This is a genomic window from Mycobacterium sp., from assembly GCF_035640695.1.
Lineage (GTDB): Bacteria > Actinomycetota > Actinomycetes > Mycobacteriales > Mycobacteriaceae > Mycobacterium.
This window is the reverse complement of record NZ_DASQVQ010000176.1, coordinates 13302-26335: the sequence shown is the minus strand read 5'-3', so window position 1 is coordinate 26335 and position 13034 is coordinate 13302. Positions and strand designations below refer to the sequence as shown.

The 13034-nt window shown below is 68.9% G+C and carries 16 protein-coding genes and 2 pseudogenes; 8 read left to right on the top strand and 10 right to left on the bottom strand.

The annotated features are described in order from the left end of the window. Window positions 1-28 precede the first annotated feature (28 nt). Entirely contained in the window at window positions 29-580 is a 552-nt protein-coding gene (gene pyrR, locus VE759_RS20970; protein WP_324936014.1) for a bifunctional pyr operon transcriptional regulator/uracil phosphoribosyltransferase PyrR, read from the bottom strand. A 121-nt stretch (window positions 581-701) separates the two neighbouring features. Between pyrR and VE759_RS20965 the strand changes: the two genes are divergently transcribed. From VE759_RS20965 to VE759_RS20955, 3 genes are read left to right on the top strand one after another with little or no spacing between them, the layout of a single operon-like run. Then, on the top strand, window positions 702-1214 hold the full coding sequence (locus tag VE759_RS20965; RefSeq protein ID WP_324936012.1) for a nitroreductase family deazaflavin-dependent oxidoreductase: 513 nt from the start codon (window positions 702-704) through the stop codon (window positions 1212-1214). 33 nt (window positions 1215-1247) lie between these two features. Next, a complete protein-coding gene (locus VE759_RS20960) occupies window positions 1248-1889 on the top strand; it encodes a class I SAM-dependent methyltransferase (protein WP_324936010.1) in 642 nt (213 codons plus the stop codon). A 23-nt stretch (window positions 1890-1912) separates the two neighbouring features. After that, window positions 1913-3121: a serine hydrolase domain-containing protein gene (locus tag VE759_RS20955; protein WP_324936009.1), complete on the top strand. Its 1209-nt coding sequence runs from the start codon at window positions 1913-1915 to the stop codon at window positions 3119-3121. A gap of 234 nt (window positions 3122-3355) precedes the next feature. Here the strand turns inward: VE759_RS20955 and VE759_RS20950 are convergent, their stop codons facing one another. The 5 genes from VE759_RS20950 to VE759_RS20930 are packed head-to-tail and all read right to left on the bottom strand — an operon-like array spanning window position 3356 to window position 6470. Further along, entirely contained in the window at window positions 3356-3748 is a 393-nt protein-coding gene (locus VE759_RS20950) for an antitermination protein NusB (RefSeq protein ID WP_324936007.1), read from the bottom strand. Next, on the bottom strand, window positions 3745-4335 hold the full coding sequence (locus tag VE759_RS20945) for a hypothetical protein (protein WP_324936005.1): 591 nt from the start codon (window positions 4333-4335) through the stop codon (window positions 3745-3747). The genes VE759_RS20950 and VE759_RS20945 overlap by 4 nt, the downstream gene beginning before the upstream one ends. Further along, a complete protein-coding gene (nusB, locus tag VE759_RS20940; RefSeq protein WP_324936003.1) occupies window positions 4335-4814 on the bottom strand; it encodes a transcription antitermination factor NusB in 480 nt (159 codons plus the stop codon). The genes VE759_RS20945 and nusB overlap by 1 nt, the downstream gene beginning before the upstream one ends. Continuing rightward, complete coding sequence (gene efp / locus VE759_RS20935; RefSeq protein WP_324936001.1) at window positions 4807-5370, bottom strand: elongation factor P; 564 nt, start codon at window positions 5368-5370, stop codon at window positions 4807-4809. Before efp ends, nusB begins: the two co-directional genes overlap by 8 nt. Before the next feature lie 14 nt (window positions 5371-5384). Then, window positions 5385-6470, bottom strand: coding sequence for a Xaa-Pro peptidase family protein (locus tag VE759_RS20930; RefSeq protein WP_324935999.1), 1086 nt, complete (start codon window positions 6468-6470; stop codon window positions 5385-5387). 33 nt (window positions 6471-6503) lie between these two features. Between VE759_RS20930 and VE759_RS20925 the strand changes: the two genes are divergently transcribed. Further along, window positions 6504-7220 (top strand): B-4DMT family transporter, encoded by a 717-nt coding sequence (locus VE759_RS20925; protein WP_324935997.1) that lies wholly within the window; start codon window positions 6504-6506, stop codon window positions 7218-7220. On the opposite strand, the pseudogene aroQ reads toward VE759_RS20925, so the two are convergent. The 4 genes and pseudogenes from aroQ to aroC form a co-directional block, all read right to left on the bottom strand. Then, window positions 7208-7630: pseudogene (gene aroQ, locus VE759_RS20920) on the bottom strand (type II 3-dehydroquinate dehydratase); the annotation flags it as partial. The gene VE759_RS20925 and the pseudogene aroQ sit on opposite strands and share 13 nt — an antisense overlap. Next, window positions 7627-8733 (bottom strand): 3-dehydroquinate synthase, encoded by a 1107-nt coding sequence (gene aroB, locus VE759_RS20915; protein ID WP_324935995.1) that lies wholly within the window; start codon window positions 8731-8733, stop codon window positions 7627-7629. The pseudogene aroQ and the gene aroB, both read right to left, overlap by 4 nt. Window positions 8734-8851: 118 nt before the next feature. Then, a pseudogene (locus VE759_RS20910) lies at window positions 8852-9373 on the bottom strand (shikimate kinase); the annotation flags it as partial. After that, on the bottom strand, window positions 9374-10582 hold the full coding sequence (gene aroC, locus VE759_RS20905) for a chorismate synthase (RefSeq protein ID WP_324935992.1): 1209 nt from the start codon (window positions 10580-10582) through the stop codon (window positions 9374-9376). A 225-nt stretch (window positions 10583-10807) separates the two neighbouring features. Between aroC and VE759_RS20900 the strand changes: the two genes are divergently transcribed. From VE759_RS20900 to VE759_RS20885, 4 genes are read left to right on the top strand one after another with little or no spacing between them, the layout of a single operon-like run. Then, window positions 10808-11335 (top strand): DUF1097 domain-containing protein, encoded by a 528-nt coding sequence (locus VE759_RS20900; RefSeq protein WP_324935990.1) that lies wholly within the window; start codon window positions 10808-10810, stop codon window positions 11333-11335. Continuing rightward, window positions 11335-12069: a nitrile hydratase subunit beta gene (nthB, locus tag VE759_RS20895; RefSeq protein WP_324935988.1), complete on the top strand. Its 735-nt coding sequence runs from the start codon at window positions 11335-11337 to the stop codon at window positions 12067-12069. Before VE759_RS20900 ends, nthB begins: the two co-directional genes overlap by 1 nt. After that, window positions 12066-12686, top strand: coding sequence for a nitrile hydratase subunit alpha (nthA, locus tag VE759_RS20890; protein WP_324935986.1), 621 nt, complete (start codon window positions 12066-12068; stop codon window positions 12684-12686). The genes nthB and nthA overlap by 4 nt, the downstream gene beginning before the upstream one ends. After that, the gene (locus VE759_RS20885; protein WP_324935984.1) at window positions 12683-12973 is read left to right on the top strand and encodes a nitrile hydratase accessory protein; all 291 of its coding nucleotides are present in this window, start codon (window positions 12683-12685) and stop codon (window positions 12971-12973) included. The genes nthA and VE759_RS20885 overlap by 4 nt, the downstream gene beginning before the upstream one ends. Window positions 12974-13034: the final 61 nt, after the last annotated feature.

Sequence of the window (13034 nt, the reverse complement as noted above, 5' to 3'; positions counted from 1 at the left end):
CGGTGCCCTCGGCTCTTTGCGCAAGCGCTCATCGGGAAATCACCACGCCATCGCGGCCGTCGTGTTCGGACAGCAGCACGTGCACGCTCTCGCTGCGCGAGGTCGGGACGTTCTTGCCCACATAGTCGGCGCGCAGCGGCAGCTCGCGGTGGCCGCGGTCGACGAGCACCGCCAATTGCACGATCCGCGGCCTGCCGATGTCGCGCAGTGCATCCAGCGCCGAGCGCACCGAGCGCCCGGAATACAGGACGTCGTCGACGAGGATCACCAGCGCGTCGTCGACGCCACCCTCGGGGATCGACGTGTTCTCCAATGGCCGGGGCGGCTTGATGTTCAGGTCGTCGCGGTAGAGCGTGATGTCGAGCGCGCCGTGCGGGACGGCCCCGCCGGCGAACTCTTTGATCTTGTCGGCCAGCCTCGCGGCCAGGATGACGCCACGCGTCGGGATGCCCAGCAACACCACGCGAGGCGCATCGGCGCCGTCGAGAGCGGTCTTTTCGATGATCTGGTGGGCGATGCGGGAAATGGTGCGGCCGACGTCCGCCGCGGACATCAATTCCCGATCGGTGGTGGCGCCCACGGTCGACCCAGACCTCCTTCTCCGCCTCGCTGGACGGACCTTTAAAGGATGTCGAACTGCGGCGAGCTTATCATCGAGCGATTGCCACCGACGGCGCGCACACGCTGATAACGTCCCAGCCGTGAGCCTTCGGCGGCACAGCGCGATCAGAGGACGGCGGCTGCGACTCGACGAAGCACTTGTCGAGCGCTTCGCGATGAGTCCGGCCGGCTACTGGTTCCTGCTGCACCTGGCCCCGCGGATCGACAAGGTGGTCATCCCTCGAAGCAACGGCCGGCTGAGCTCCGCCGGCCTCAACACGGTGGGACTCGTCACCACCGCCGGTGCCAAGTCGGGGCGGCCGCGCACCCACCCGCTGACGCTGATCAAGGACGGCGACGGGCTGCTGGCCATCGGCTCCAACTACGGTCGGGCAAACCACCCGGCGTGGAGCGCGAACCTGTTGGCCAACCCGGACTGCACGGTCGAGTTCCGGGGTCCGCCCGCGCGGTACAAGGCCGAGCTGCTCACCGGCGACGCCCGCGCCACGGCGTGGGCGAAGGCCGTCGACTTCTATGCCGGCTATGAGCGCTACCAGGCCAGGTGTGCGCCCCGCGAGATCCGCGTCTTCCGCCTCCGCCCGGCCGCCGACTGAGGCCGCGCCGAGCACCGCGCTACGCTGGCGGAAATGACAACCCCTTCCCCCCTTCCGCAATTCGATTTCGACGCCCTCTACCGCGGCGAAAGTCCGGCCGAAGGCGTGCCGCCGATGCCGTCGCCGCCGTGGGACACCAAGGCGCCCAAGGAAAATGTCGTGGCCTGGCAGGAAGCCGGTCTGGTGCGCGGCGATGTGCTCGACATCGGCTGCGGCCTCGGCGACAACGCGATCTACCTCGCCAAGCAGGGCCACGCCGTCACCGGGCTGGACATCTCCCCGACCGCGTTGATCACCGCGGAACGGCGGGCCAACGACGCGGGTGTGGACGTCAAGTTCGCCGTCGCCGACGCCACCAGGCTCGAGGGTTACCGCGACGCGTTCGACACCGTCATCGACAGCGGCATGTACCACTGCCTCGACGACGACGGCAAGCGCGCCTACCTGGCCGCGCTGCAGCGGGCAACCCGGCCGGGTGCGCGGCTGCTGCTCGGCTGTTTCTCCGACGCCAACCCCGTCGACGACGAATTCCCGCGCCCGGTGGTCTCCGAGCAGACGCTGCGCGAGACGCTCGCCGGCGCCGGCTGGGACATCACGTCGCTGGAGCCGGCGACCGTGCGCCCCGTGGACCTGCCCGAAATGGCGTTCTGGCTGGTGCAAGCCGAGCGCCGCTGACTGCGCTGGCTAACCTTGGGCGGGTGAACCTCGACGGTAACCGGGCACCGATCCGCGAAGCGGTCGACGCGGGGCTGTTGTCGGGCGCGGTCACGCTGGTGTGGCGGGGCGACCGGATCCTGCAGGTCAACGAGATCGGCATGCGCGACGTGGACGCCGGGACGCCGATGCGGCGCGACACGGTGTTCCGGATCGCGTCGATGACCAAACCGGTGACGACGGCCGCGGCGATGACGCTGGTCGACGAGGGCAAGCTCGCGCTGGGCGATCCGATCGTGCGCTGGTTGCCGGAGTTCGAGCACATGCGCGTGCTGGCCGACCCGAACGGCCCGCTGGACAAGACCCGCCCGGCGCAGCGGCTGATCACCGTCGACGATCTGATGACACACCGCAGCGGCCTGGCGTACGCGTTCTCGATCACCGGCCCGCTGTCCGCGGCGTACATGCGGCTGCCGATGCGGCAGGGGTTCGACGTCTGGCTGAAGGAGCTGACCGCGCTGCCGCTGGTACACCAACCCGGTGAGCGGCTGACCTACAGTCACGCCACCGACGTGCTTGGCATCATCCTGTCGCGAATCGAGTGCAAGGAGCTGCACGAGGTGCTGGCCGAGCGGATCCTGGAGCCGCTCGGCACGACCGACACCGGCTTCTTCATCACGCCGGAGGCGCGGCAGCGCGCGGCGACGATGTACACGCTCGACGAGGACAACCGGCTTTCCCACGATGTGATGGGGCCGCCGCCGATCGCGCCGCCCGCGTTCTGCCAGGGCGGCGGCGGACTGTGGTCGACGGCCGACGACTACCTGCGGTTCGCGCGAATGCTGCTGGCCGACGGCGAAATCGACGGCACCCGGGTGCTCTCGCGCGAGTCGGTGCGGCTGATGCGAACCGATCGCCTGACCGCCGATCAGAAGCGCATGCCGTTCCTCGGGGCGCCGTACTGGGTGGGCCGCGGGTTCGGGCTGGGGCTATCGGTGGTGACCGACCCGGCCAAGTCCAGGCCGTTGTTCGGCCGCGGCGGGTTGGGCACGTTCGGTTGGCCCGGCGCATACGGCACCTGGTGGCAGGCCGACCCGAGCAGCGAGCTGATCCTGATCTATCTGATCCAGAACCACCCCACGGTCGCGCCGGACGCGGCCGCGATTGCCGGCAACACGTCGCAGGCCGCGCTGATGACCGCCTTGCCGAAGTTCGTGAGCCGCACCTACCGGGCGTTGGATTCCGCAGGCTGACCGATGCGTATGCCCTACCGGGCGGCCCGGGACCGGGTGGGCGATGGGCCCCCTCCAGCCGAGGGGGCCCATCTAGCGGGTCTTGCGGTTGTCCTATGATCCCCCGCTCGGACAATCGCTTGACCCACGTTCGCCGGCCGGCCGTCTTGGGTTGGCCGCAGGCGATTCGATGATGCCCTGCCGTTGCGGCGGTGGCATGAGTAGCCGACTACTCGAATTCGGTGGCGGTCGCGGTCAGAGCTCCTCGTCGCGCTTGACGCGACGGGTGATCGCGGGATGGCGGGGCCGCCGCAGCGAAATGTCGCTGCGCTGGTGCAGATCGGTGGAATCGCTGAGCGCGCGAACGACTGCCTGGGTGAGGCCCATGACCGCGGCCATCACCGGCAGCAGCGGCTTGGCCGCCGAGCGAAATGGGTTGAGCCGGTTGGCCTCGATGACGGTGTCGACGCGCTTGGCCACCAGGTAACGCTCGATCGCGTGGTACAGCCAGGCGCCCGCGCCAAGCGCGTAGATCGCCAGCGCCGCCGCGACGGCCGCCCATCCGAACGCGGCACACGCGACCGCGCCCAGCACGACCGACGCCGCCAGCACACTGGCGGCAACCACCCGAAGCTTCAGCGGGCTCATGACCCCTCTCCCGTCGCGACAGTGTGCCGGGGACTCGGCGAGACCGGCGGGTTCATCGAGCGAGAAAGCGCCCGGCCGAACTGCATGAGGCGCTCCATCTGGGCGAGCCCGCCGTCGTCCACCGACTTGTAGAAGCGAAACGACTCGCAGTACAGGTCGGTGTCGGTCGCCGACTTTTGATGACTGCGGGTAATCAGCTGCGTGTACAGGCGCAGCGTGACCTCCGACAGCCGCCGGGTGCCGTCGGCGAGCACATCGTATTCGGTGGTCAGGACCTGATCGGTGATCGTCGACAGCAGGATCGTCCGCACCGACGACTCGAGCACCCGGCGCGGATCCGGATCGTCGGTGCGTTGGTCGGTCGCCCGCCACACGATGAGCCGCAGGCCGTCGGTCAGCACCACTTCCTGCCAGAGCGCCTCACCCCATGTCTCGTTGGTGCTTCGCCGCGACATGATGAACGACCGGATCGCCGACAACTCCACCAAGCCGCGCAGGTGCACCAGCGCCACGTCGGGGTCGCGCAGATAAACCTTGGCGGCCTCCTCCGGGTTGGAGTACGGCGCCCAATCCTGCGGCGCGTCCACTATGACTCCGGCCCACGTCCACGCACCGCCGCGGCCGCCGCCCGGATCTGCGGTGTCACCAGCATGACCTGACCGAGCACGCCGTTGACGAATCCCGGCGACTCGTCGGTGGACAGCTTCTTGGCCAGCTCCACGGCTTCGTCGACCGCCACCGGCTCGGGCACGTCGTCGGCGTGCAACAGCTCCCAGACCGCCACCCGCAGGATGGCCCGGTCGACGGCGGGCAACCGCTCCAGTGTCCAGCCTTGCAGGTGCGCGGAGATCAGGTCGTCGATGTGCGCGGCGTGCTCGGTCACGCCACACGCGACGGTCACCGTGTACGGGTTCAGCGGTATCACGTCGGACTGCTTCTGCGCCAACGCATTTCGCGCGTGGGCCACCTCGGCAGCGGTCAACCCGCGGGCTTCGGCCTCGAACAGCAGATCGACGGCGCGCCTGCGGGCCTGGTGTCGGCCGCGCTCCGGTTTACGCTCAGGCATTGACCCGGCCGAGGTAGCTGCCGTCGCGGGTGTCGACCTTCAGCTTGTCGCCGGTGTTGATGAACAGGGGCACATTGATCTGGGCGCCCGTCTCCACGGTGGCCGGCTTGGTGCCGGCGCTGGACCGGTCGCCCTGCAGGCCGGGCTCGGTGTGGGTGACCGCCAGCTCGACGGTCACCGGCAGCTCAATGTAGAGCGGCGCGCCGTCGTGAAACGCCACCTGCACCGGCATGCCCTCGAGCAGGAAACGAGCGGCGTCGCCGACCAGCGACTCCGGCAGCGGGTGCTGCTCGTAGTCCTCGCTGTCCATGAACACGAAGTCCGAGCCGTCCCGATACAGAAAGGTGGTGTCGCGGCGGTCGACGGTCGCGGTGTCGACCTTCACCCCCGCGTTGAACGTCCTGTCCACGACCTTGCCCGACAGCACGTTCTTGAGCTTGGTGCGCACGAACGCCGGCCCCTTGCCGGGCTTGACATGCTGGAACTCGACGATCTGCCACAGCTGGCCGTCAATCTGCAGGACGAGACCGTTCTTGAAGTCGGCGGTGGTTGCCACGGTCGGTACAACTCCTAGAGGATCGCCAGTTCCTTCGGGAACCGGGTTAGCAATTCCGGGCTCTTGGGGCCCACGACCAGGGTGTCCTCGATGCGGACACCGCCGCGATCGGGCAAGTAGACACCGGGCTCGACGGTGACCGCGGAGCCAGAAAGAAGTGTACCGACGGCCTTGGCATTGATCCCGGGCGCTTCGTGGATCTGCAGGCCGACGCCGTGGCCCAGCCCGTGCCCGAAGTGATCGCCGTGCCCGGCGTCGGCGATGATCCGCCGTGACGCGGCGTCGATGTCGCTGAGCGACACCCCGGGTGCCAGCGCCTCGCGGCCGGCGCGCTGCGCGGTCGCGACGAGCTGGTAGAGGTCGAGCTGCCACTGCGCGGCGGCTCCGAGCACGAAGGTGCGCGTCATGTCGGAGTGGTAGCCGCCGACCTCGGCGCCGAAGTCCAGCTTGACGAAGTCACCGGCCTTCAGTTCGCTGTCGGTCGGCCGATGGTGCGGGATCGCGGAGTTCGGCCCGGCCGCCACGATCGTCTCGAACGACACGCCGTCGGCGCCGTGGTCATACATCAGCGCCTCCAGCTCGCGGCCCACCTGCCGTTCGGTTCGGCCGGGCCGCAGGCCGCCGCGCCGGATCAGATCCGTCAGCGCCGCGTCGGCGATCTCGCACGCCAGCCGCAGCAGCGCTGTCTCGCCGTCGTCCTTGACCTCGCGCAGCGCCTCGACGCTGCCGGACGCGCGCACCAGCTCGGTGTCGCCGGCCGCCTTCGCGAGCGCGTCGTAACCGTCGACGGTGACCACGTGGCTCTCGAAGCCCAGTCGCGCGACGCCGTCGGCGGCGGCCAGCCCAACCAAGTGCGGGCCGACCGCCCGCTCGATGCTGACCTGCAGATCGGGGGCCTGCCGCGCGGCCTGGGTACGGTACCGACCGTCGGTGGCCAGCCGGCTGCGGGCGTCGTCGTCCGCGTAGACCAGCAGCGCGCCGTTGGAGCCGGAAAAGCCCGCCAGATAACGCACGTTGAACAGGTCGGTGACCAGCATCGCGTCGAGCTGGTCGGCCCGCAGCCGGGCCCGCAGCCGGTCGCGACGCTGGGAATGTGTCACGACGGTTGACGCTACTCGCTACAGTCATGGCCCATGAGGTCATGGTTGCTGCGGGGATTGGCGTTTACGGTCGCGATGGTGGCCGTGCGGCTGCTGCAGGGCGCGATGATCAACACCTGGGAAACGCAGGCGCTTCTGATCAGCGTGTTCTTGCTGGTGCTCTATGCGCTCGCCGCACTGATTTGGGGTTTCTTCGACGGCCGCGCGGACGCCGCCAGCGAGCCCGATCCCGACCGCCGCGCCGACCTGGCGATGACGTGGCTGGTGGCCGGCGTGGTCGCCGGCGTGCTCAGCGGCGCCATCACCTGGTTCATCGCGCTGTTCTTCAAGGGCCTCTATGTCCAGGGGCTGCTCAACGAGGTGACCACCGTCGCGGCGTTCACCGCGCTGCTGACCTTCGTCATGGCGGTCATCGGGGTTTCCGTCGGCCGGTGGATCACCGACCGCCAGGCCGAACGCCGCGGCGAGACGGTCGGCCGGCACCGCAGCGACGACGAAAACCCCGACACCGACGTGTTCGCCGCGGTCGGCGGCGGGCGGGCGGGCCACGAAGCGGCCGAGGAGGAGGCGACTCGACCGGCCGGTAGCCAGCCCGCACCCGAGTCGGAACCGAGGACCGCGCCGCAGCGGATTCAGTCCGAACGCCGGGAGGGCTCCGGCGGCGAGTCGGGCTCCGGCGGCGAGTCGCGCTCCGGCGGCGAGTCGGGTTCCGGCGGCGAGTCGCGCTCCGGCGGCGAGTCGGCCAGGTAGCGAAGCGCCAGCAGATAGCCCTGCACCCCCAGGCCGACGATCACGCCGGTGGCCACCGCGCTGACATACGAGCGGTGCCGAAACTCCTCGCGGCGGTAGACATTCGAGATGTGCACCTCGATGAGAGGTGCCTTCAACTCCGCACACGCGTCGCGAAGCGCCACCGATGTGTGGGTGAGCCCGCCCGCGTTGAGCACCACCGGTTCACCCGCGTCGGCGGCCTGGTGAATCCAGTCCAGCAGCTCGGACTCGCTATCACTTTGCCGCACAACGGCTTTCAAACCCAGCTCGGTGGCGGTTTGCTCGATCAGCCCGGCCAGGTCGTCATGAGTGGTGCTGCCGTACACGGCCGGTTCGCGCAGGCCGAGCCGACCCAGATTGGGCCCGTTGATCACCTGCACGGTGATCATCCGCGGTCCGCCGGCGCTTCTCGCGCGCCCGCGGCGACCTCGCTGTAGGCCGCCGCCAGCAACGACGGATCCGGGCCTTCCAGCCGCGCCGGCTTGGCCAGCCCGTCGAGCACCACGAACCGCAGCACCCCGGCACGCGTCTTCTTGTCGCCCGACATGTATTCGATCAGTTGCGGCAACGCGTCTGGGTCGTAGGTGACGGGGAGCCCCAGCGACGTCAGAATCGCCCGATGCCGGTCGGCGGTGACATCGTCGAGCCGGCCGGTCAGCCGGCCCAGCTCGGCGGCGAACACCAGTCCCACCGACACCGCCGCGCCGTGCCGCCACCGGTAACGCTCGCGACGTTCGATCGCGTGGGCCAACGTGTGGCCATAGTTGAGGATTTCGCGCAGTTGCGACTCCCTTTCGTCGGCGGCGACCACCTCGGCCTTGACCGCGACCGCGCGCCGGATCAGCTCGGGCAGCACGGTGCCGGCGGGGTCGGTCGCGGTCTGCGGATCTTTTTCGATCAGGTCGAGGATCACCGGGTCGGCAATGAAGCCGGCCTTCACGATTTCGGCCATGCCGGCGACGATCTCGTTGCGCGGCAAGGTTTCCAGCGTGGCGAGGTCGACGAGCACGGCCTTGGGTTGATGGAATGCGCCGACGAGGTTCTTGCCTGCCTCGGTGTTGATGCCGGTCTTGCCGCCGATCGCCGCGTCGACCATGCCGAGCAGCGTGGTCGGCACGTGGATGATCGCAACGCCGCGCAGCCATGTCGCCGCGGCGAAGCCTGCGACGTCGGCGGCCGCGCCGCCGCCGAGGCTGACCAGTACATCGCGGCGGCCAACGCCGATGCGGCCAAGCACTTCCCAGATGAAGCCCACCACCGGCAGCTCCTTGCCGGCCTCGGCGTCGGGAATTTCGATGCGATGCGCGTCAATTCCCTTTTCGGACAGGCGGTTTCGGATTTCCTCCGCGGTGGCCGACAGCACGGGCTGATGCAGTATCGCAACCTTGTGTGTGCCGTCGAGCATGCGGCAGAGCTCGCCGAGCAGCCCGCGGCCGATGATTACCGGATACGGCGGATTGACCAGGACGTCGATGGTCACCGGGTCACTCATCGGTGTGCTCCGTCGTGCGGCAGGCCAATGCCGCCGGGCTTGGCGGCGGCCCGTCATCGGATGCGCTGGGCGCCAACGAGATCGGCGGCCTGCGCCACGCCGACCGCCGCCGGCGCCTGGATTTGGGCGGGGGCTGGTTTTCCAGCTTGGCCACGATGTAGCGGACCACCGCGCCGGGATTGCGGCGGTTGGTGTTGACCCTGATCGTCGCGACCCGGCGGTACAGCGGAGCCCGCGCCGACATCAGCGCTTTGAACTTCTCGGCACGGTCGCCGTCGGCCAGCAGCGGGCGCACGGTGCTGCCGCTGGTGCGGCGCACCCCCTCGGCGGCGGTGATCTCCAGGTAGATGACGGTGTGGCCGTCCAGCGCGTCGCACACCCCCTTGGACGTCACCGCGCCGCCCCCGAGCGACAGCACGCCGTTGTGTTCGGCGAGCGCGGCCCGCACGACGTCCTCTTCGATGCGGCGAAACTCCTGCTCGCCGTCGGTGGCGAAGATGTCGGCGATGGTGCGGCCGGTCTGCTGCTCGATCGCGACGTCGGTGTCCAGCAGCGTGGTGTCCAACGCCTTGGCCAGCCGACGGCCGATCGTCGACTTGCCGGATCCCGGCAGGCCGACCAGCACAGCCTTCGGCGCCATCTATCCGGACGCCCTGGCGATATCGTGCGACTCGCGCGCCGCCACCGCACGCAGGTAGGAGGCGATGTTGGCGTGGGTCTCGGCCAGCGAGTCGCCGCCGAACTTCTCCCGCACCGCACGCGCGAGCACCAGCGCCACCATGGTCTCGGCCACCACACCGGCGGCGGGAACCGCGCACACGTCGGACCGCTGATTGATCGCGACGGCCTCGTCGCCAGTGGCCATGTCGACGGTGGCCAGCGCCCGCGGCACCGTCGAGATCGGCTTCATCGCCGCGCGCACGCGCAGCGGCTGGCCGTTGGTCATGCCGCCCTCGAGGCCGCCGGCGCGGTTCGTCGACCGCAGCACGCCGCCGGGCCCCGGATACATCTCGTCGTGGGCGACGCTGCCGCGGCGGCGGGCGGTCTCGAACCCGTCGCCGATCTCGACACCCTTGATCGCCTGAATACCCATCACCGCGCCCGCCAGCTGACTGTCGAGCCGGTTGTCGCCGCTGGTGAACGAGCCGAGCCCGATCGGAAGGCCGAGCGCGACCACCTCGATGACGCCGCCGAGGGTGTCGCCGTCCTTCTTGGCGGCCTCAATCTCGGCGATCATCGCTTCTTCGGCGGCCTTGTCGTAGGCGCGAACCGGGCTGGCGTCGATCGCGGCCAGGTCCGACGCGTGCGGCGGCGGGCCGTCGTACGGCTGGGCCGCGCCGATCGAGATGACATGCGACACCACCTCGACGCCGAGCGCCTGACGCAGGAACTCCCGAGCGACCGTGCCGACGGCCACCCGCGCCGCGGTTTCGCGGGCGCTGGCTCGCTCCAGCACCGGGCGGGCGTCGTCGAAGCCGTACTTCAGCATGCCGGCATAGTCGGCGTGGCCGGGCCGCGGCCGGGTCAGCGGCGCGTTGCGGGCGACACTCTCCAGCTCAGCGGGGTCGACCGGGTCGGCGGCCATCACGGTTTCCCACTTCGGCCATTCGGAGTTGCCGATCTCGATCGCGATCGGTCCGCCGAGCGTGCTGCCGTGCCGCACGCCGGCCAGCATCGTCACCTGGTCGGCTTCGAACTTCATCCGGGCGCCGCGGCCGTAGCCGAGGCGGCGGCGGGCCAGCTGCGCGCCGATGTCGGCGGACGTGACGCGGACACCGGCGACCATGCCTTCCAGCACGGCCACCAGCGCGCGACCGTGTGACTCGCCCGCCGTGGTCCATCGCAACACGCGTCCCATCTTCCCACGTCGGGCTGGTGGCCTCGGCACACCGCAGCTTTGCGCCGTTTCGGGGCGGTTCTGGGGCGGTCCAGGCGCGGTTCGGTCACTCGGTTCGGCCCGCGGTTCGGGCGCGGTTCCGGGAGTTCAGCGCCCAATCTCGCGCCGACCCGGCATTAAACGGATTGAAAGCACGGCGTCACGCGTCGGAAACACGGCCGGATCAGCGTGGTGGCCATGGATTCAAGATCCGCTCTGACGCTGAGCATCGGCGTACTCGGCGGCGTGGCGGTGGTGTTGACCGCCGAGGTGATCACCGTCCCGATCTGGGTGGTCTTCCTGTCGTGGGCCTCGCTGTTCTTCGTCGGCGGCGGCATCGTCGGCTGGGTGCGCTCACTGTCCAGCAACCTCGTCGGCGTGATCATCGCCACGGCGAGCCTGTACGCCGCGCATCTGATGGGAGCCAGCCTGTGGGTGACGGCCTTGGCGGTGGGCGTCGGCAGCGCGGTGATGGTGCTGGTTTCGGTGGTGCCGTTGTTGTCGACGACGCCCGCGGTGGTCGTCGGGTTCGCCAGCACCGTGTCGACCGTCGCCGGCACCGGCAACGCCATCACGGTGACCACGATCTCGCACCCCGGGCTCGTCGCGGCCGTGGCGTGCCTGCTGGGCGCGTCGTTCGGCCTATTGTCGGAATACCTGGCGAAGGTGCTGACCCGTCAGCCAGCGGGTGAACCGGAAACATCGGCGGAAGGCAGTCCGGCGTAATGAAATTGCAGCACTATCTCGGTGGCCTCGACGGACTGCCGGAACCGCTGAACCTCGAAAAGCGAGTGTTTGTCCAGGAGTGGGAGAAGCGGATCTTCGGCATCCACGTCGCGATGATGGGGCTTTCGAACCACTTGGATTCGGCCTTGCCGCGGTACCCGATTTCCGAGGTGCCGACCGCGTTCAAGGATGAGTGGACGTGGGCGGATTTGCGCACGGGCGCCGAAGCGATGAACCCGTTCGACTACTTCAAGTTCCGCTACTACGAGAAATGGCTAGGCGGCATCACGCAGTTCTTCATCGACAAGGGCTACATCAGCCAAGACGAGTTGACCAAACGCACAAAACAACTCGACGGCGAGCAGACACCGGCCGCTGACCCGATTCCCGCCATCGACGAGCAGGTCCTCGAATATCTGCACAAGGGTGACAGCCCGCGCCGCGACGTCGCGCACGCCAAGTTCGCGGTCGGCGACAAGGTCCGGATCACCAACGTCCCGGCCGGCGCGCATACTCGACTGCCCGGATACCTGCGCGCCCGGATCGGCACGGTGCAACGGGTTTTCGAGGGTGATTACGCCTACTTCCGCCACACCGGCGACGGCATCGGCGATCCGATGCCGATCTACATCGTCGAGTTCCCGCCTGCCGAACTGTGGGGCGAGCGCGCCGAGCCGGGCCCGGAGACGATTTACGCCGAACTGTTCGAGGCATATTTGGAGGCAGTCGCATGAGCGGCCAGTTCGCCTATCCCCCAGACCGCGAACAGTCGAGCGCCGCGAAGGTCGCCGCACTCGAATCGCTGTTGATCGAAAAGGGCGTGATCAGCGGCCAGACCGTGGACAAGGTGCTGGCCTACTTCGAGTCCGAGATGACACCGCTGAACGGCAAGAAGATCGTCGTAAAGGCCTGGACGGACCCGGCTTTCGCGCAACGCGTCGTCGTCGACACCCCGGCCGCGATTGCCGAACTCGACCTTCCGGAGGGCATGGCCGGGGCCGAGGGTGAGCACCTCCAGGCCGTCGCGAATGAGCCCGGCGTGCACAACCTCATCATCTGCACGCTCTGCTCATGTTTTCCGTGGCCGGTGCTGGGTCTGCCGCCGTACTGGTACAAGGATCCGGTATTCCGGGCCCGCGCGGCGCGCGAGCCGCGCAAGGTGCTGCGCGAAGTGGGCGTGGACCTACCCGAGGACACCGAGATCAAAGTGTGGGACAGCAGCGGTCATTCTCGGTGGTTCGTGATTCCCGAACGTCCCTCCGGCACAGCGGGTTTCACCGAAGACGCGCTGATGAACCTGGTGACGACGGAATCGATGATGGGCGTCGCGCTGGCCGGACCCGTGTCATGAAACTGCACGAAGCGTGCACAACCGATCAGGCGGCGCCCCAGTTCGACGCCGAGTGGCAGCGCCGCGCGTTCGGCCTGGCCGTCGCGCTGTCGGAGTTCGGCCACTACACCTGGGACGACTTCCAGGCGAGCCTCATTGCCGCGATTGCGTCATGGGAAGGCGCGCCGGAATCGGCGCGGGGCCAGTGGCAGTACTACGACCACTGGGTCGCCGCGCTGGAGAACGTGATCGCCGACCACCACCTGCTGACGGCCCCGCCGAAACTGAACGGCGACGGGCACGGCTGACACCACCATCGGGGTACGCACCGATGCGCGCTCACTTGCCGGTGCCGCGTGGGTCTTCTGG